The organism is Brevibacterium oceani (genome assembly GCF_013623835.1).
Lineage (GTDB): Bacteria > Actinomycetota > Actinomycetes > Actinomycetales > Brevibacteriaceae > Brevibacterium > Brevibacterium oceani.
Genome location: NZ_JABKDE010000001.1, coordinates 657,034 through 675,459, shown reverse-complemented (window position 1 = coordinate 675,459; position 18,426 = coordinate 657,034). Strand labels below are relative to the sequence as shown.

Sequence of the window (18,426 nt, the reverse complement as noted above, 5' to 3'; positions counted from 1 at the left end):
TGGGGTTCATTTCACGTAGGGAACACCTTCCGCAGCGGGCGGGCGGACCCGACCGACGAAGCCGGCGACGGCGAAGACGGTGACGATGTAGGGAAGCATGAGCAGCAGCTCGTTGGCCACGGGCGTGCCGATCGACTGCAGCGTGTTGCCGAGGCTCTTCGAGAAGCCGAACAGCAGTGCCGCCAGCAGCGCTCCCTTCGGGTTCCACTTGCCCAGGATCATCGCGGCCAGGGCGATATAGCCCTGTCCGGCCGACATCTCCTTGCCGAAGGCCAGCCCAGAGCCGACCGTGAAGAAGGCTCCGCCGAGTCCGGCGATCGCACCGGCCATGAGCGTGTTGCGCACGCGCGTGAAGTTGACCTTGATGCCCACGGTGTCCGCAGCTTTCGGGTGTTCGCCGACGGCCCGCATCCGCAGACCCCATTTCGAGCGGAACACGAAGATCTGCAGGGCGATGACGACGACGTACATGATGTAGACGAGGATGTTCTGGTCGAACAGCACCCGTCCGAGCACCGGAATGTCCGAGAGCAGCGGGATGGGCAGGTTCGGCAGCTTCTGGCGCGCGTTCCACAGTGCGGGGTCCTCGGTGAGCACCGTCGAGTAGAGGAAGCTCGTCAGTCCGACGACGAGGACGTTGAGGACGACGCCGATGATGATCTGGTTGACCCAGTACTTCACGGCGAAGAACGTGAGGATCACGGCGACCAGCGCGCCGGCGATCGGCGCGGCGAGCAGCCCTGCGTACGGATTCTTCACCACCGAAGCGACGACGGCGGCGAGGAACGCACCGGCGAGCAGCTGGCCCTCGATGGCGATGTTGATGATGCCGGAGCGTTCGCCGACGAGGCCGCACATGGCACCGAAGATCAGCGGCACCGATAGGGCCAGGGCCCCGGCGAGCAGGGTCGTCAGCGGGATCACGCCGCCGGAGCCCCCGCCGGCCCAGGCGAGGAACGAGATGACGAAGAGGACGCCGAAGAGCATCGGGAACCACGAGCCGACACTGATGCGCTTGACGCCCAAGTAGATCGACGCCGCTGCCATGACGACGAGCAGGATGCCCAGGGTCAGTCCGGCCGCGGTCGAGGACACGACAAAATCGGGGATGGCGAAGAAGTCTCCGCCGGTGGCCACCCGGAAGGTCGTCTCACCGTCCCGGCCGATGAGGCCGAAGAAGACGAAGGACACGAGGGCGAGGATCGAATACACGATCGGGAACTTCCAGGCGATCGGCGCCAAGGCCTTGACCTGGGTCGAAGAGGTGTTCTCCACGGTCTGAGCAGTCATCTCAGTCCTCCTTCCGCTTGAGCACCGGCGTGGGCAACCGGAAGATCGACCTCACCAGGGGCGGGGCCGCGATGAGCAGCACGATGACGGACTGGACGACGAGGACGATGTCGATCGGCGTTCCCGTCTGCGACTGCATAAGGTAGCCGCCGGCCTTGAAGGCGCCGAACAGCAGACCGGCGAGGAACGTGCCCAACGGCTTCGACCGGCCCAGCAGGGCCACGGTGATGGCGTCGAATCCGATCGAGCCGCTGATGCCGCCGGTGAGTTTGAACTCGGTGCCGAGCACCTGCGCGGCTCCGCCGAGGCCGGCCAGGGCACCGGCGACGATCATGACGAGGATGGTCACCTTCGACACGGAGATGCCGGCGGTGCGGGCCGCGTGCGGGTTCGCACCGACGGCCTTGAACTCGAAGCCGATGGTCGAGCGCTCGAGCAGCCACCACACGAAGATCGCGGCGAGGATCGCCAGCACGAATCCGAAGTGGAGACGGAACGGCGCCGGCAGCAGCAGGAACATCTGCGCGGAATCGTCGACGACGCGCGACTGCGGGTTCGCCGAGGTGGTGTGCGTGAACCAGTTCTGCTTGAGCAGGTATCCGAGCGCATAGCCGGCGATCGAGTTGAGCATGATCGTCACGATCACCTCGTTGGCCCCGGTGCGTGCCTTGAGGACACCGGCGATGCCGGCCCAGATCGCTCCGCCGATGATGCCGCCGAGAGCGGCCACGAGCATGTGGACGACCGGGGGCAGCGGCAGTGCGTAGCCGAGGAAGCCGGCGATGGTCGCGCCGAGGATGACCTGGCCCTGTCCGCCGATGTTGAACAGTCCGCAGCGGAAGGCCAGGGCGATGCCGAGGCCGGTGAGGATGAGCGGGGTGCCCGAGACCATCGATTCGGTCAGCGGGCGGATGGCGCGTTCGGTCGTGCGTGCGTCCCAGTCGAAGACGGCTCCGCGGAACAGTGCCGAATAGGCTTCGCCGACGGTGGAGAAGAGGGTGGCGAAGAAGTCGCCGGGGGCGGCGAAGAAGTTCTCCGCGGCCGCAACGACCTCCGTGTTCGACACGGCGATGAGGACACCGCCGAGCAGCAGTGCGAGCACGATCGCCAGCAGCGAGACAAGCCAGGACCCGGAGAGGATCTCCTGCAGCAGGTTCTGCTCCTTGCCGTCCTCGGCCTCGACCTCCGGCGGTGGTGCCGGTGATGGTGCCGCCGGTGAGGTATCAGTCGTCATTCGGTCTCCTCCGCCGAGGTGGTGGCTGAGTCGTCGTCGGCAGCCGGTGCCGCTGTGGCGGCTGACTGCGTTTTCTCGGTGGCGTCGGTCGTCGAGTCTGCGGTCGCGGCCAGTGCCTCGTCGGCCGGGACGCCGGCCATCATCAGACCGAGCGCCTCCCGCGAGGTCTCGGGCCCGACGATGCCGACGATGCGGCCGGAGTACATCACGGCGATGCGGTCGGCCAGCCCGTAGACCTCATCGAGTTCGGTCGAGACGATGATGCAGGGAGTGCCGGCGTCGCGTTCGGCGATGACGCGCTTGTGCACGAATTCGATCGATCCGACGTCGAGGCCGCGAGTGGGCTGGCTGGCGATGAACAGGCGCAGCTCACGGCCGAGCTCGCGGGAGAGCACGACCTTCTGCTGGTTGCCGCCCGACAGTGTCGAGATCGGGTCGACGACGCTGCCGAGGCGGATGTCGAACTCGTCGACTTTCTTCTTGGCCTCGGCGGTGATGACCTTGGGTCTGAGGTTGAGGCCTTTGGCGTAGGGCTGGCGGTCGTAGACGTCGAGGATCATGTTCTCGCGGATCGCGAATTCGGCGATGATCCCGTCGGTCGAGCGATCCTCGGGGACGAAGCCGATACCCGCGCCGAGGCGGTCCTTGACGGATTCGCCGACGAGGTCCTTCCCGTCGAGGGTGATCGTTCCCAGGCGGGGTTCGGTCAGCCCTATGATCGTCTCGGCGAGTTCGGTCTGTCCGTTGCCCTGGACACCGGCGACGGCGAGGATCTCGCCGCGGCGGACATCGAAGGACACGTCATCGACGACGACGTTCTCGGCTTTGTCGACGACGGTGAGCCCGCGGACCTGGAAGGTCGCATCACCGGAGTCGGCGTCGTCCTTCTCCGTCGTCAGCGACACGGCACGGCCGACCATCTGGCTGGCCAGTTCGGTTTCGGTCGAGTCCGGGGAGGCCTCGCCGACGATCTTGCCGCGCCGGATGACGGTGATCGAGTCGGCGATCGCGCGGACCTCACGCAGCTTGTGGGTGATGAAGACGATCGAGGTGCCCTGCTCCTTGAGCTGGCGCATGATCGAGATCAGTTCGTCTGTCTCCTGCGGGGTGAGCACGGCGGTGGGCTCGTCGAGGATGAGGATCTCGGCATCGCGGGACAGGGCTTTGATGATCTCGACCCGCTGCTGGGCTCCGACGGGCAGATCCTCGATGAGGGCATCGGGATCGATATTGAAGTTGAAGCGCGAGGAGATCTCGATGACCCGCTTGCGCGCCTCTTTGATGTCGAGGAGGCCCAGGTTCTTCGTCGGCTCGTAGCCGAGCGCCACGGATTCGGCGACGGTGAACACGGGCACGAGCATGAAATGCTGGTGGACCATGCCGATGCCGGCGGCCACGGCGTCTCCGGGGCCGGCGAACTTCACCGGCTCGTCGTCGATGAGGATCTCTCCCCCATCGGCGTCGTAGAGTCCGTAGAGGACGTTCATCATGGTGGACTTGCCGGCGCCGTTCTCACCCAACAGGGCGTGGATCTCGCCCGGTTCGATGGTGAGATCGATGTGGTCATTGGCCACGAACGATCCGAACACCTTGGTCATCCCGCGAAGCTCGAGTTTCACTGCTCCCGGTTCTCCTCACAAACTTGAAGACTGCAGGGCCGAAGATCTCCGGCCCTGCAGTCTAACCGATGACCTTATTTCGGCGTGCTCTCCGACTCGACGGTCAGCGAGCCGTCGATGATCTGCTTCTTGAGATCCTCGACCTTCTTCTTCACGTCTTCGGGAACCTCGTCGTCGAAGTCGTGGTACGGGGCCAGTCCCACACCTTCGTTCTCGAGGGTGCCGATGTAGGGCTCGTTCGTGAACTTGTCCTCGCTGCCTTCCTTGATGGTGTCCTCGACCGCGTTCGCGATCTCCTTGACCACCGAGGTGAGGATGATGTCGCCGTATTCGGTCGACTCGTAGCCGTCGGAGTCGACCCAGATGAGCTTCGTGTCTCCGGCGTCCTTCGCAGCGGCGGCGGCACCGAGGCCGACGGGACCGGCGACGGGCATGATGACGTCGGCGCCCTGGGAGATGAGCTGCTTGGTCAGCTCCTGACCCTGGCCCTGGTTCTCGAAGTCACCGGAGAACGAGCCGTCCTGCTTGTCCTTGTTCCAGCCCAGCAGCTTGACGTCTTTCTTGTTGTCCTCGTTGAACTTGTCCACGCCATCGGCGAAGCCGTCCATGAAGATCGTCACCGACGGGATCTGGATGCCGCCGAAGGTGCCGACCTTGCCGGACTCCGAAGAGGCCGCGGCGACATAGCCGGCGAGGTAGGCGGCCTCGGCGGTGTTGAAGACGACGGGCTTGGCGTTGTCGACGGTCACGGGCTTGCCGTCGGCATCGGAGAACGTGGAGTCGATGAGCGCGAAGTTGAGGTCCGGGTTCGCTTCGGCGGCTTCCTGGATCGTGTCCTCGAGGAGGAATCCGACGCCGAAGGTGAGGTTGCAGCCGGCCTGAACCATGTTGTCGACGTTCGGCTTGAAGTCCGCATCGCCCTGCGACTCCGCGTCCTTCTCTTCGATGCCGAGGTTCTTCTTCGCGTTCTCCATGCCCTGCTTACCGGACTGGTTGAACGACTGATCGTCCCAACCGCCGGAGTCGGAGACCATGCAGGCGAGGTAGTCTTCGGCGGAGTCTCCGCCCCCTCCCGAGCCACAGGCCGAGAGAACCAGGGCAGATGCGGCGATCATCGACACCGCGGATGCGAGCTTCTTCACGTTTTCTCTTTCCTCTTACAGACAGCGGACACGGTCGAGGCCCCTATCTGCCCCTGCCGAAGATGTGAAACCACTGGACGATCTGTCATATTTTGGTGAGTTTCGGTCAGTCTAATGCACTTCCGAGTCCTCGGAAGCTCCGCTAGCAGGTCAATCACGGACACCGATACGAAAACGCAATAAACCGTCACGGCGGGGGCTCGTCCGTCCGAAATGCGAACGCTGACCAGGCCATCTTTGAGACGCGAACGACCTGAGCCAGGTCGGGCTGCGAGCACGGACGTCCACGGACGGCGAGCGCATCCGCGTGAAGGGCTCAGCGTCCGAGTGAACTAGGCTTGAGGGCGTTATGTCACATCTCCTCGGGGCCGAAGCCCTGCACCTCGAATACCCCACTCGCGTCGTCTTCGACTCCGTGACACTCGGCGTCGAGACCGGCGACATGATCGGCATCGTCGGCCGCAACGGCGACGGCAAGTCGAGCCTGCTCGGCATGCTCGCCGGCACGGTCGAACCCGACTCCGGTCGCGTCACCTACCGCGGCGGGCTGCGTCTGGGCATGCTCGGCCAAAGCGATGACCTCGATGACGCGGCGAGCGTCGGCTACTCGGTCGTCGGGGACGCCGCCGATCACGAGTGGGCCGCTGACCCACGTGCCCGCGACATCATCTCCGGCCTCATCTCCGACCTCGACTGGGATGCTCCGGTCTCCAGCCTCTCCGGCGGTCAGCGTCGCCGAGTGGCCCTGGCGGCCCTGCTCATCGGCGACTGGGATCTGCTCATCCTCGACGAGCCGACGAACCACCTCGACGTCGACGGCATCGCCTGGCTGGCCGAGCACATGCGCCGGCGGTGGCCGAAGAACTCCGGCGCACTGCTCCTGGTCACCCACGACCGCTGGTTCCTCGACGAGGTGTGCACGAAGACCTGGGAGGTCCACGACCGCATCGTCGAACCCTTCGAAGGCGGGTATGCCGCCTACGTCCTCCAACGCGTCGAACGTGACCGGATCGCCGCGGCCACCGAGGCCAAGCGTCAGAATCTCATGCGCAAGGAGCTCGCCTGGCTGCGCCGCGGTGCCCCGGCGAGGACGTCGAAGCCGAAGTTCCGCATCGAGGCCGCCAACGAGCTCATCGCCGATGTGCCCGAGGTGCGCAATCCCATCGAGCTGAAGAAGATGGCCACCGCCCGGCTGGGCAAGGACGTCGTCGACCTGCTCGACGTGTCCAAGCACTTCGGAGACACCACGATCCTCGACGATGTCACCTGGCGCATCGGCCCCGGCGAGCGCACGGGCATCCTCGGTCCCAACGGTGCAGGCAAGTCGACCCTGCTCGGACTCGTCGCCGGCACCCTCGAGCCTGATTCCGGACGGGTCAAGCGCGGCAAGACGGTGCAGATCGGCGTCCTCGACCAGCAGTTCAAGGACCTCGCCCGCATCGCCGAGGACCGGGTGAGGGAGGTCCTCTCCGAATCGAAGACGTCGTTCACGATCGAGGGCAAGGACTACACGCCGGCCCAGCTGCTCGAGCGGCTCGGCTTCGCCAAGGAGCACCTGTCCGCTCGGGTCAAGGAACTCTCCGGTGGACAGAAGCGTCGCCTCCAGCTGCTCCTGCTGCTCATGGCCGAGCCGAACGTCATCATCCTCGACGAGCCGACGAACGACGTGGATTCGGACATGCTCGCGGCGATGGAGGACCTCCTCGATTCGTGGCCGGGCACCCTCATCGTCGTCTCCCACGACCGTTACCTGCTCGAGCGCGTCACCGATCAGCAGTACGCGATCCTCGATCACGGCCTGCGCCATGTGCCCGGTGGGGTCGAGGAGTACCTGCGCCTGCGCGCCGAGGCGGCCCGCTCCGGTGGTTCCGCATCGAACCGTTCGAGTGCGGGCTCGGGTCGGAACGGGACTTCCGCGGGAGCCGACGTGGCCGGCTCGGCGAATGGGGGATCCGATGCCGGATCCAAGCTCACCGGCGCCGAGGCGCGCGCGACGAAGAAGGAACTCGCCTCGATCGAGCGGCGGATGGACAAGCTGAACACGCAGATCGCTGCCAAGCACGAGGAGATGGCCGCCCACGACCAGACGGACTTCGAAGGATTGGGTGCGCTCACCTCGGCGATCCGAGAGTCCCAGGACGAGCTCGACGAACTCGAGATGCGCTGGCTCGACGCCACCGAGGCGCTGGAGGCCTGAGTCCGGACGACGGGCGGCGTGAAGGTGAGTCCGAAGCGGGAGAGAGTGGACGATGACGGATGAGGGCCGGTTCCGTGAGCTGCTTGAGGCCGAGCGGGCCGATGCGCAGTCGCTGATCAGCCGGCTGACGCGGGGCATCGATGAGGTCTCGGCCGCTCGCGAGGGCGACAACAGCGATGACGAGCACGACCCGGAGGGGGCGACGCTGGCCTTCGAACGGTCTCAGGCCGCGACCCTGCTCGAACAGTCACAGGATCGGCTCGATGAAATCGCCGAGGCGCTGACCAGGATCGATGAGGGACGATTCGGTGTCTGCACGAGCTGCGGCACGCACATTGCACCGGCACGGTTGGAGATCCGCCCGTATGCGGCGCAGTGCGTCGACTGCGCTGCCCGCGGCTGACCCTCGGAGCGGCCGAGACACATCGCCGGGGTGGGTGCCGGGCTCGCCTGACCACCTCGGACCTTTATCGTTATCGGGTCATGTGCGGTAATGTATCGGCGTGTCAACACGGGATTATCGCATCGACCGCGCCAAGGGGATCCTCATCTTCACGGTGGTCCTCGGGCATCTGCTCGCACGGACGGGACCGTGGGAGTCTCCGATTCTCGGCGCCCCGATGTACCTCATCTACTCGTTCCACATGCCGGCTTTCGTCTTCCTCGCCGGCATCACGGCGAAGTCCAACCGACTCGCAGAGCGGGTTCTGACCTACTTCGTCCTGCTGGCCACGGTGCTGCCGCTGATGTGGGTGTGGATGTGGGCATTCGGGCTCAACCCCGACTACGAATTCCTCCGGCCGTTCTGGTACACGTGGTTCCTGCTCTCCATGGCGTGGTGGATGATCACGGTCCCCTTCATCGAACGCTTCCCGCGCACGATGCTCGTCGCCTCACTCGTCGTCGGGCTCTTCGGCGGAATGCTACCGATCCTCGACACCGAACTCTCCGCGGCGCGGACGATGGCGTTCTGGCCCTTCTTCGTCATCGGCAAGCTCTACGGCAAGCAGATCATCGGCTGGGCCGGCAGCCTCGCGATCTGGCAGAAGCTCGGCTTCAGCATCGCGGCCCTCGGGGTCGTCGCATACTTCTACCACGACCAGGTCGATTACAACTGGCTCTACGGCAGCCTCAACTTCGCGCATTTCAAAGTCGGCGTGCCCGAAGGTGTGGGTCTGCGACTCATCATGGACATCGGCGCACTCCTCATGACCCTGGCGCTCCTGTCGTGGCTGAGCAATACGAAGGACACGCTTGCCAAGATCGGCAGGAACAGCCTGGCCGTCTATGTTCTCCACGGCTTCGTCGTCCGCGGCCTGCAGCCGGTCCTCGACGACAGCCGCAATGTGCTCCATGACGCCATCGTGCTGCTCATCTGCGTGGCGCTTGCTGTGGTGTGGACGGGGCTGCTGTCCTGGTCGCCGTTCGAGCGGGCTCTGCGCTGGTGGACCTCGACCATCACTGGCCTCCTCCTCAAGCCCTTCCCGTTCCTGCGGCGAGAAACCAGTGGTTCGGGCGGACGCAGCGCGGAGGGTTCCGGCGCAAGAAGTGCGACCGCGGGTGCCGCGACTGCGGGCGGTTCGGGTGCACAGTACGCCCACTCCGACGACGCGCAAGTCGTCCCGGGCAGCGGCTATGGCGACTCGGGTAATGCGCAGTCCTATTCGAATGACGGCTATGCGCACCCTGGTGACGCATACGCCGAGGGCGACGGCCCGAGTCGACACGGCTTCGGGGTCCAGCCGCTGCCTGGTGCTGGCTATGACCACTCCGCCGGCTACGAGCAGACCATCGGCCAGTCCGCCGGCTACGGCCAGTCTTCCGCCGACGACCATCAGCCGAGTCAGCAGGGCTTCACCTCCCCTGCCCAAGTCGAGCAGTATCCGCTGCCGGGCACACATCAGGTACCGCAGAACAACGCCACATACGAGACCACTCAGGAGGTGCCCGCCGACGCCGCACAGCGTGCCGTGCGGTACCGCCGTCTGCCGGTCTATCTGAGCACCCCGCCCGACGACGAACGCTGACTCGCCCCTCTCAAGGCTCTGACGTCGGAATATGTCATTGTGACGGACATCGCCGCAGCGATTGATGGTGTGATTCTGTGGTCTGGGTCGCCACCCGGACATGGACGATCCCCCACCATCGAATCGGAGAGCACCCATGACCGCGACAAACGCACTGACCCAACGCCTCGACGCGAGCCCCGTGATCTGCGCCGAAGGATTCCTCTTCGAGCTCGAGAAGCGCGGCTACCTCTCGGCCGGCGAATTCGTCCCCGAGGTGGCCCTCGAATTCCCCGATGCTCTGCGCAGCCTCCACGTCGACTTCCAGCGTGCCGGCTCGGACATCGTCGAGGCCTTCACCTACAACGGTCACCGCGAGAAGATGCGCGTCATCGGCAAGGAAGACCTCCTCGAGCCGCTCAACCGCTCGGCCCTGCAGATCGCCCGGTCCGTTGCGGACGCCAAACCCGGGAACTTCATGGCCGGCAACATCTCGAACTCGAACATCTGGGACCCCGCCGACGAGGCCAAGCAGAACGAGGTCCGCGCGATGTTCGCCGAAATGGTCGGCTGGGCCGTCGAGGAAGGCGCCGACCTCATCATCGGCGAGACCTTCTACTTCGCCGGTGAGGCCATCGCCGCCGCCGAGATCGCCAAGGCCAGCGGCCTGCCCGTCGTCCTCACCCTCGCACCGATGGCGTTCCAGGAGATGGCCGACGGAGTCGGGATCGTCGAGACCGCGCAGAAGCTCGAGCAGCTCGGCGTCGACGTCGTCGGACTCAACTGCTTCCGCGGGCCCGCGACGATGCTCCCGTGGCTGAAGCAGATCCGTGAGGCCGTGTCCTGCCACGTCGGCGCCCTGCCGATCCCCTACCGCACCACAGCCGACGAGCCGACGTTCTTCAACCTCTCGGACCCCCGCGCCGAGGTGGCCTCCCCGCACGGTCGCACGTTCCCGACCGCGCTCGACCCGCTGCAGACCAACCGCTACGAGATCGGCGCGTTCGCCAAGGAAGCCTACGAACTCGGCGTCAACTACATCGGCGTGTGCTGCGGGGCGACCCCGATGCACATCCGTGAGGTCGCCGAAGCCGTCGGCCTGACCACCGATGCCAGCCGGTTCTCCGAGAACATGCGCAATCACTTCATGTACGGCGACAACGAACGTCTCGCCGAGAACGTCGTCGCCCTCGGCGACACCGCCTGAGGCTGGGCGACACCGCCTCGCGGCGCAGCATCGCTCACCGGCAGCTGCTCTGCATACAGTCAGCGCCATAACCTCTCGTTGGAACGGGAGGTTATGGCGCTGAGTGTATATGTTGCGGTTACCTCTAGGACGTAACGCGGGCGCTGAGTGGTTGTGGCGCGGTCGACGCTCAGCCCTGGGGCGTCACGCCGATCGAGTCGAGTGCGGCCTCAAGGCGGGCGACCGTGCCGTCGATGTCACCGAGCTTGTCGAGCCCGAACAGGCCGATGCGGAAGGACGAGAAGTCCTCGGGCTCATCGCACTGCAGCGGCACTCCCGCAGCGATCTGGACCCCGACCTCCTTGAAGTCGGCTCCGGTGGCCAGCTTCGGGTTGTCGGTGTGGACAACGACCACGCTCGGCGAGGCGAACTCGTCCGAGGCCACCGACGGCAGACCGCGGTCGGCGAAGACCCGCCGCACACGTTCTCCGAGCTCGCGCTGAGCCGATTCGAGTTTGTCGAAGCCGCGCTCCTCGGTCTCGCGCATGAGCTCGACATTGTGCGTGAGCGCATCGGTCGGCATCGTCGCGTGGTACGGAGTCCGACCCTCTTCATAGTCATCGGCGATCGACAACCACTTCTTCAGGTCCATCGCGAAGCTCGTCGACGTCGATGCTTCGACAGCGGCCCGACCGGCCGAGCTCAACATGACGTATCCGGCGCAAGGCGAACCGCTCCAGCCTTTCTGCGGAGCGGAGATGAGCACATCGACGCCGAGGTCGGTCATCGACGCCCACATCGCCCCCGAGGCGATGCAGTCGAGGACGAACAGGCCACCGACCGAATGCACGGCCTCGGAGACGGCCCGGACGTAGTCATCGGGCAGCAGCATCCCCGAGGCGGTCTCGACGTGGGGAGCGAATACGACATCGGGCTTCTCGGCCTCGATGGCGGCGACCACCTCGGCGACGGGGGCCGGTGACCATGCCGACTGATGCTCGGGACTGTCGGCCGAGGCCTTGAGCACGGTCGTCTCCGACGCGATGGCTCCCGCGTCGAGGATCTGCGACCAGCGGAAGGAGAACAAACCGTTGCGCACGATGAGCGCCTTCTTGCCGGTGGCGAGCTGACGAGCCACGGATTCCATCGCGTAGCTGCCGCCTCCGGGGACGATGGCCACGGACTCGGCATCATAGGCCGAGCGCAGGATGCGGTTGATGTCCTGCATCACGGACACGAACCTCTTCGACATGTGATTGAGCGAGCGGTCGGTGAAGACCACCGAGTATTCGAGCAGGCCGTCTGGGTCAACATCTTCGTGTGGCAAAGTCATGGTTCTAACATAGCCACTCATTCGGCATTCCGGCCACCGGCGTCGCGGCATGAGACCGAATCGACCGTCGCCGAGGCGGCCCGACGCCGGTCTCGCCCCTGACCGGGGCGACCCGGAGGTTCACATCCCCGTCGCCGAGGCGGCTGACCGATCAGATTTCGACTTCGCTGCGATCCCCCGACCACAGAGTATGGAAGACTCCCGGACGGTCCTTGCGCGCATACGTGTGAGAGCCGAAGCGGTCCCGCTGCGCCTGGATCAGCGCCGCACTGCCGGCCTCGGTACGCAGCCCGTCGTAGTAGGCCAGGGTCGAGGCGAGCCCGGGCACCGGAATGCCGCGGCCGATCGCACGGATCACGGTCGAGCGCAGAGCATCCTGACACCGACCGGCGACATCGCGGACATAGCCATCGGCGAGCAGGGTCGCAGCCCGGGCCTCGGTGCCGTAGGCGTCGACGATGCGATCGAGCAGGCGCGCCCGGATGATGCACCCGGCCCGCCAGATGGAGGCGAGCTCGCCGAGGTCGACCTCCCACCCGTGTTCGTCCGCACCGGCCGAGATCTCGTGGAAGCCCTGCACGTAGGCCATCACCTTGCCCAACAGCAGAGCCCGTCCGATCTCGTCGATGCGTGCCGCACGCTCGTCACCATCAGGAACCGTCGTCACAGCGACGGTGCCGCCGGGGACGGCGTCAGTATGGGGACGCGGCCCCTCGAGCCGCCTGCCCTCGGCCCGCAGATCGACCGCGGATGACAGAGAACGGGAGAAGACCGCCTCGGCGATGGTCGGCACCGGAACCCCGAGGTCGAGGCCCGCCTGCGCTGTCCACGCACCGGTTCCCTTGGCCTTCGCCGCGTCGGCGACGATGTCGACGAACGGCCGCCCCGAGGCTGCGTCGACGTGGGCCAGCACATCGGCGGTGATCTCGACGAGGTAGGACTCGAGCTCGGTGTCGTTCCAGCGCGCAAACACCTCGGCGATCTCCGTCGGGGCTATCCCGAGACCGTCACGCAGGAGGGTGAACGCTTCGGCGATGAGCTGCATATCGGCATACTCGATGCCGTTGTGGACCATCTTGACGAAGTGGCCGGCCCCATCGGTGCCGATATGGGCGACGCAGGCCGCACCAGGGTCGGCGACCGCACCGGAAACGGCGGGCGATTCGGAATCGGCGACCGCACCGGAATCGTCAGCCGACGCTGACTCCGCCCTGGCCGCGATGGGTTCGAGGAGCGGACGCAGACGCTCCCACGCCGCGGCCGATCCGCCGATCATGAGCGAGGGGCCGAGCAGGGCACCGACCTCTCCCCCGGAGATGCCGACGCCGGCGAACTCGATACTCGTGTCCTCCAACCGCCTGCCGCGGGCGATGGTGTCCTGGAAGTGCGAATTGCCGCCGTCGACGATGATGTCACCGGGGGCGAACACCTCGGTGAGGTCGGCGATCGCCGAATCAGTGGCCCGTCCGGCATTGACCATGAGGATGGCCACGCGCGGGCCGGCGAGCTTGTCGGCAAGGTCGGCCGGACTCGAGGCGACGATGAACTCAGCCTCGGGGAAGTCCGTTGCCACCGACTGCGCGCGGGCGAGGTCGCGGTCGTAGATCGCCACCCTATGGCCCGAGGATCGAGCGAGGTTGCGCGCCAGGTTCGACCCCATCACACCGGTTCCGATCACCGCGACGTCGGCTTTCATCTGCATTCCCCTTTCCTGGGAGCGGCGCTGTTGACAGTCACTCGCCACCAGCACTACGGTGCAATAAATCGGTTTTAATAAGCGATTATAGGTTTTTCCTCATATTTTATCGAGAGGTTTCGGACATGGGTCAACGCCCTTCCTCTTCGCCGCTCGTCATCATGGGTGTCTCGGGAACCGGCAAGACCGTCCTCGGCGCACAGGTGGCGCAGGCTCTCGACCGCCCGTTCGTCGATGCCGATGATCTCCACTCGGCGGCCAACAAGGCCAAGATGGCCTCGGGGACACCGCTCGACGACGACGATCGCGCCCCCTGGCTCGATTCCGTGGCCGCCGAAACCGGGCAAGAGCCGGCACCCGTCATCGCCTGCTCGGCGCTCAAACGCTCCTACCGCGACCTGCTGCGCAAGGCAGCGCCCGACCTCGTCTTCATCCACCTCGATGGTCCCCGAGATGTCATCGCCGACCATCTCGCCCGCCGCGACCACGAGTTCATGTCCCCGGACCTGCTCGACTCACAGCTGGCCACGCTCGAACCCCTCGCGGTCGAGGAGGCCCACGCCGTCGTCGATGTCGATCAGACGATCCCGGCGGTCCTCGACGCCGTCCTCGTTGCGCTCGACCGTCTCGATCGCACCGGTGCAGCCAGCAGCACCGACGGTCTGTGATCATGACTCTCAACCACACCGCCCACCCGTCCGCCTGACCTCAAGGAAGAGGAACAATGACCGATCTCGACTTGGCCTGGACCCTGTCCTCCCCGGCGCTCCTCGGACTCGCCGCCGTGGCCATCGCCCTGCTGCTCCTGCTCATCATCAAGGCGCGGCTGCACGCCTTCATCGCCCTCGTCATCGTCAGCGTGCTCACTGCCCTGGCCGCAGGCATCCGCCCCGGCGACCTCATCGATGTCCTCTACGACGGCTTCGGCTCCACCCTGGCCAGCGTCGCGCTGCTCGTCGGACTCGGCGCGATGCTCGGGCGCATGCTCGAACTCTCCGGCGGCGCCGAGGTGCTCACCGACTCCCTCATCCGACTCTTCGGTGAGAAGCGCGCACCGCTGGCACTCGGAGTGACGTCCCTGCTCTTCGGGTTCCCCATCTTCTTCGACGCCGGCCTCGTCGTCATGCTGCCGATCATCTTCACGATCGCGCGCCGACTCGGCGGTTCCCTGCTCCTCTACGCGATGCCCGCGGCGATGGCGTTCTCCGCGATGCACATCTTCGTGCCCCCGCACCCCGGCCCCGTCGCCGCGTCCGGTCTGCTCGGGGCGAACGTCGGACTCGTCCTCATCTGCGGGCTCATCATCGCGATCCCCTCCTGGTACCTCACCGGCTACCTCTTCGGACTCATCATCGGCCGGCGCATCGACGTCGCCGTGCCCGACGTCCTCTCGGGCGGGAAGAACGATGCCTTCGCCGAGTTCTCCTCCAAGCCGAAGCTCGGCCACGTCATCGTCCTGCTCGCCCTGCCGCTGATCCTCATCTTCCTCAACACCGGGCTCAACTTCGCCGGGGAGGCCGGCTGGGTCGACACCGAGTCCACGCTCGTCGCGTCCCTGCGCCTGCTCGGAGAGACCCCGATCGCGCTGCTGATCACCGTCGTCATGGCCATGTGGCTGCTCGGCTGGCGGCAGAACAAGGGGCCCAGTCTCGTCGAGACCGTCGTCGACTCAGCCCTCGGACCGGTCTGCTCGATCATCCTCATCACCGGCGCCGGCGGCATGTTCGGCGGTGTCCTGCGCGCCAGCGGCATCGGCGACTCCCTGGCCGAATCGCTCGCCTCGTTCGGTCTGCCGGTCATCGTCGCCGGCTTCGTCATCGCTGCGATCGTGCGCATCGCCCAGGGTTCGGCCACAGTGGCACTGACCACGGCGGCCGCGCTCGTGCAGCCGATCGTCGTGGGCAACCCGGATTTCTCGAACCTGCAGGTCGTCGCCATCGTGCTTTCGCTGGCCGCCGGTTCGGTCTTCGCCAGCCATGTCAACGATTCCGGATTCTGGCTGGTCTCGCGCTTCTTCGGCATGGACACGAAGACGACGCTGAAGACATGGACCGTCGCCGAAACGCTGCTCGGCACCGTCGGATTCCTGTTCAGCCTCGGCCTCTACGGGATCGTCAGCCTGTTCTGATCGGGGTCGTCAGCCTGTATCGGGGTCCGAGTCCCGATTCGGACGGCTTCAGCGGCCGGGGTGACGGGGTTCGTCGGCCCAGACCCTGCCCATCTCGTCGTCGGCTTTGGCGACGATCTTCGCCATCGCCTCTCGTGCCCGGTCCGGCTCCTGTCGGCCGATGGAGTCGGCGACGTCGAAGTGCCACTGCAGGGCATCGGGGTGCGGGAACTGCGGCATGAGACCGGCTCCGGTGCGTCCGGCGAGGATCTCGCCGATGACCGTGTCAAAGGCTGCGAAGAGCTCATTGCCACCGGCGCCCAGCACCGCCCGGTGGAAGGCGACATCGGCATCGAGGAATGCTTCGACATCTCCCTGCCGACCGCTCGAGCGCATCCGCGCAGCCAGGGTCATGATCTCCTCGGCGACCTCGGCCGTGGCATGCCGTGCCGCCAGCGCCGCCGCCTCGGGTTCGATGGCCACGCGCAGTTCGGTCAGCGATCGCAGCTGCCCAGCCGGGGCCTCGGTCATCCGCCACCGGATGACGAGCGGGTCGAGCAGCGTCCATTCGCTCATCGCGAGCACCACGAGGCCGACCCGCTTGACCGGCCGCAGCATGCCGAGTGATTCGAGGACGCGGACGACTTCGCGCACGACGGACAACGACACGTCGTATCGGGCCCGCAGATCCTCGGCCTTGACGATCGTCCCCGCAGCCAGTCGACCGGCCACGATGTCCTGCCCGACCTGGTCTCGCAGGTGCTCGTGAAGATTGCGGGGACTGCGCGTCACGATCCCGCCACCACATGCGCGCCGGGAGCCGGGCCGGTCGTGCGCAGGGCCTCGTTGACTCCGCGCGTGGCCTGGAGCAGCACCGCGAGGTCGAGTGCGTGGTGGGCATCGCGGGCGAGGAATCCGATCGTCGGTCCCGATCCGCTGAGCAGGGGCAGTAGGGCACCGGCGTCGCACCCGGCCTCCATCACCTCGGCGATCTCGGGCATGCAGGCCACGGCTGCCTCGGTGAGGTCGTTGGCCGCGTTGGCCGCGAGCGCCTCCGGTTCGCCGGCCGCGAGCGCCGTGAGCACCTCGTCAGGGACGACGGCCTGGACCGGTGTGGGGTGGAGTTCGTCGAAGCGGGCGTAGACATCGGGGGTCGGCAACGGACTCGCCGAGGTAGCCATCACCCAGTGGAAGGTCCCGCGGGTGAGGACGGGACTGAGTCTCTCCCCGCGCCCATGGCCGATGGCCGTGCCCCCGCGCAGGAGGAAGGCGACATCCGCACCGACGGCCACGGCCGCCTCGTGGAGGACGTCGTCATCGACTCCCCCGATGAGGTGGGCGGCGCCGACGAGCGCGGCGGCCGCGTCCGCCGACCCCCCGCCCATTCCACCGGCCACCGGCACCTGTTTGTCGATGACGATGTCGAGGTCGCGCAGCACGTCGACGTCCCGGCCGTCCCCGAGGGCAGCGATGAGGGTGTCGACGGCGCGCCGGGCGAGGTTCGACTCATCGCTGGGAACCGCGGCATCCGCGTAACGGCCCTGGACGATGATCGACCGCGTCCCACCGGGAATGAGGGTCAGCGTCTCGCCGAGGTTGAGCGCCTGAAACACGGTCGCGAGCTCGTGATACCCGTCATCTCCGGCCCCACCCACACCGAGGTGGACGTTGATCTTCCCCGGTGCCCACACCTTCACCGGGGCGGGGTCCGTCGAAATCGGGTGCAGCCGCGTCGTCATGTCGAGGGTCTCTCGGCGGGGTCAGCGACGGTTGCGAGGTGTTCGAAGTCGGCGACGCCGAGTGCTTCGCCGCGGGTCTTCGGGTCGATGCCGGCGGCGGTGAGCAGCTCTTCGGCTCGCTGCGCACTCCCGGCCCACCCGGACAGGGCCGCCCGCAGGGTCTTGCGACGCTGGGCGAAGGCGGCGTCAATGAGTGTGAAGAGGCGTCGGCGGATTGCCGGGTCACGGTCGGTGCGGGTGACGTCGATGCGGACGAGTCCGGAGTCGATGTTCGGAGCCGGCCAGAACACGTTCTTGCCGATCCGTCCGGCCAGGCGCACATCGCCGTACCACTGGGCCTTGACGCTGGGGACGCCGTAGGTGCGGGAGCCGGGTGCGGCGGCCAGGCGCTCGGCGACCTCGAGCTGGACCATGACGAGCACGGTGGTCAGGCTCGGGAAGGTCTCGAGGAAATGCAGGAGCACGGGCACGGCCACGTTATAGGGCAGGTTCGCCACGAGAGCGTCAGGGTTGTTCGGAGCCGGCAGCTCGGTGACCCTGAGCGCATCGGCGTTGGCCAGGGCGAATGGGGCTTCGGCACCGGCGTACTTGTCCACGGTGCTCGGCAGCTTCTGTGCGAGCACGTCGTCGATCTCGACGGCGGTGACACTGTGCCCGGCCTCTAGGAGGCCGAGGGTGAGCGAGCCGAGGCCCGGCCCGATCTCGACGACGTTCGAAGCATCTTCGAGGCCGGCGGCGGTGACGATCGAGCGCACGGTATTGGGGTCGATGACGAAGTTCTGCCCCTTCTGCTTCGTCGGGCGCAGACCGATGTCAGCGGCAAGTTCGCGGATGTCGCGGGCGGTCAGTAACGTCACAGCCAACAACTTACAGCACT

Annotated in this window: 15 protein-coding genes; 6 read left to right on the top strand and 9 right to left on the bottom strand. The window is 66.4% G+C overall.

What is annotated here, in order from left to right:
- Positions 1 to 6 precede the first annotated feature (6 nt).
- From HK401_RS03120 to HK401_RS03105, 4 genes are all read right to left on the bottom strand, one after another.
- On the bottom strand, positions 7 to 1,290 hold the full coding sequence (locus tag HK401_RS03120; protein WP_181273193.1) for an ABC transporter permease: 1,284 nt from the start codon (positions 1,288 to 1,290) through the stop codon (positions 7 to 9).
- A 1-nt stretch (position 1,291) separates the two neighbouring features.
- The gene (locus tag HK401_RS03115) at positions 1,292 to 2,524 is read right to left on the bottom strand and encodes an ABC transporter permease (protein WP_181273192.1); all 1,233 of its coding nucleotides are present in this window, start codon (positions 2,522 to 2,524) and stop codon (positions 1,292 to 1,294) included.
- Positions 2,521 to 4,143 carry an ABC transporter ATP-binding protein gene (locus tag HK401_RS03110; protein ID WP_181273191.1) on the bottom strand — a complete coding sequence of 541 codons (1,623 nt, stop codon included), beginning with the start codon at positions 4,141 to 4,143 and terminating at the stop codon, positions 2,521 to 2,523. Before HK401_RS03110 ends, HK401_RS03115 begins: the two co-directional genes overlap by 4 nt.
- Before the next feature lie 74 nt (positions 4,144 to 4,217).
- The gene (locus HK401_RS03105) at positions 4,218 to 5,285 is read right to left on the bottom strand and encodes a BMP family lipoprotein (protein ID WP_246490393.1); all 1,068 of its coding nucleotides are present in this window, start codon (positions 5,283 to 5,285) and stop codon (positions 4,218 to 4,220) included.
- 349 nt (positions 5,286 to 5,634) lie between these two features.
- Between HK401_RS03105 and HK401_RS03100 the strand changes: the two genes are divergently transcribed.
- From HK401_RS03100 to HK401_RS03085, 4 genes are all read left to right on the top strand, one after another.
- Positions 5,635 to 7,482: an ABC-F family ATP-binding cassette domain-containing protein gene (locus tag HK401_RS03100; RefSeq protein WP_181273189.1), complete on the top strand. Its 1,848-nt coding sequence runs from the start codon at positions 5,635 to 5,637 to the stop codon at positions 7,480 to 7,482.
- A gap of 52 nt (positions 7,483 to 7,534) precedes the next feature.
- Positions 7,535 to 7,885, top strand: coding sequence for a TraR/DksA family transcriptional regulator (locus tag HK401_RS03095; RefSeq protein ID WP_181273188.1), 351 nt, complete (start codon positions 7,535 to 7,537; stop codon positions 7,883 to 7,885).
- A gap of 100 nt (positions 7,886 to 7,985) precedes the next feature.
- Positions 7,986 to 9,509: an acyltransferase family protein gene (locus HK401_RS03090; protein ID WP_181273186.1), complete on the top strand. Its 1,524-nt coding sequence runs from the start codon at positions 7,986 to 7,988 to the stop codon at positions 9,507 to 9,509.
- 136 nt (positions 9,510 to 9,645) lie between these two features.
- The gene (locus tag HK401_RS03085; RefSeq protein ID WP_181273185.1) at positions 9,646 to 10,695 is read left to right on the top strand and encodes a homocysteine S-methyltransferase family protein; all 1,050 of its coding nucleotides are present in this window, start codon (positions 9,646 to 9,648) and stop codon (positions 10,693 to 10,695) included.
- Positions 10,696 to 10,864: 169 nt separating this feature from the next.
- Here the strand turns inward: HK401_RS03085 and HK401_RS03080 are convergent, their stop codons facing one another.
- The gene (locus HK401_RS03080) at positions 10,865 to 12,007 is read right to left on the bottom strand and encodes a pyridoxal-phosphate-dependent aminotransferase family protein (RefSeq protein ID WP_181273184.1); all 1,143 of its coding nucleotides are present in this window, start codon (positions 12,005 to 12,007) and stop codon (positions 10,865 to 10,867) included.
- A gap of 151 nt (positions 12,008 to 12,158) precedes the next feature.
- Positions 12,159 to 13,709, bottom strand: a complete 1,551-nt coding sequence (gene gnd, locus HK401_RS03075; RefSeq protein WP_373563635.1) for an NADP-dependent phosphogluconate dehydrogenase — start codon at positions 13,707 to 13,709, stop codon at positions 12,159 to 12,161.
- A 119-nt stretch (positions 13,710 to 13,828) separates the two neighbouring features.
- Between gnd and HK401_RS03070 the strand changes: the two genes are divergently transcribed.
- Positions 13,829 to 14,371, top strand: a complete 543-nt coding sequence (locus tag HK401_RS03070; RefSeq protein ID WP_181273182.1) for a gluconokinase — start codon at positions 13,829 to 13,831, stop codon at positions 14,369 to 14,371.
- Positions 14,372 to 14,427: 56 nt separating this feature from the next.
- Positions 14,428 to 15,831: a GntP family permease gene (locus HK401_RS03065; RefSeq protein ID WP_181273180.1), complete on the top strand. Its 1,404-nt coding sequence runs from the start codon at positions 14,428 to 14,430 to the stop codon at positions 15,829 to 15,831.
- 48 nt (positions 15,832 to 15,879) lie between these two features.
- Here the strand turns inward: HK401_RS03065 and HK401_RS03060 are convergent, their stop codons facing one another.
- Genes HK401_RS03060 through rsmA form a run of 3 tightly spaced genes read right to left on the bottom strand, consistent with a single transcriptional unit; the run spans position 15,880 to position 18,406 of the window.
- Entirely contained in the window at positions 15,880 to 16,602 is a 723-nt protein-coding gene (locus HK401_RS03060; RefSeq protein ID WP_309135896.1) for a FadR/GntR family transcriptional regulator, read from the bottom strand.
- Positions 16,599 to 17,549 carry a 4-(cytidine 5'-diphospho)-2-C-methyl-D-erythritol kinase gene (locus HK401_RS03055; RefSeq protein ID WP_181273178.1) on the bottom strand — a complete coding sequence of 317 codons (951 nt, stop codon included), beginning with the start codon at positions 17,547 to 17,549 and terminating at the stop codon, positions 16,599 to 16,601. Before HK401_RS03055 ends, HK401_RS03060 begins: the two co-directional genes overlap by 4 nt.
- Positions 17,546 to 18,406, bottom strand: coding sequence for a 16S rRNA (adenine(1518)-N(6)/adenine(1519)-N(6))-dimethyltransferase RsmA (gene rsmA / locus HK401_RS03050; protein ID WP_181273176.1), 861 nt, complete (start codon positions 18,404 to 18,406; stop codon positions 17,546 to 17,548). The genes HK401_RS03055 and rsmA overlap by 4 nt, the downstream gene beginning before the upstream one ends.
- Positions 18,407 to 18,426: the final 20 nt, after the last annotated feature.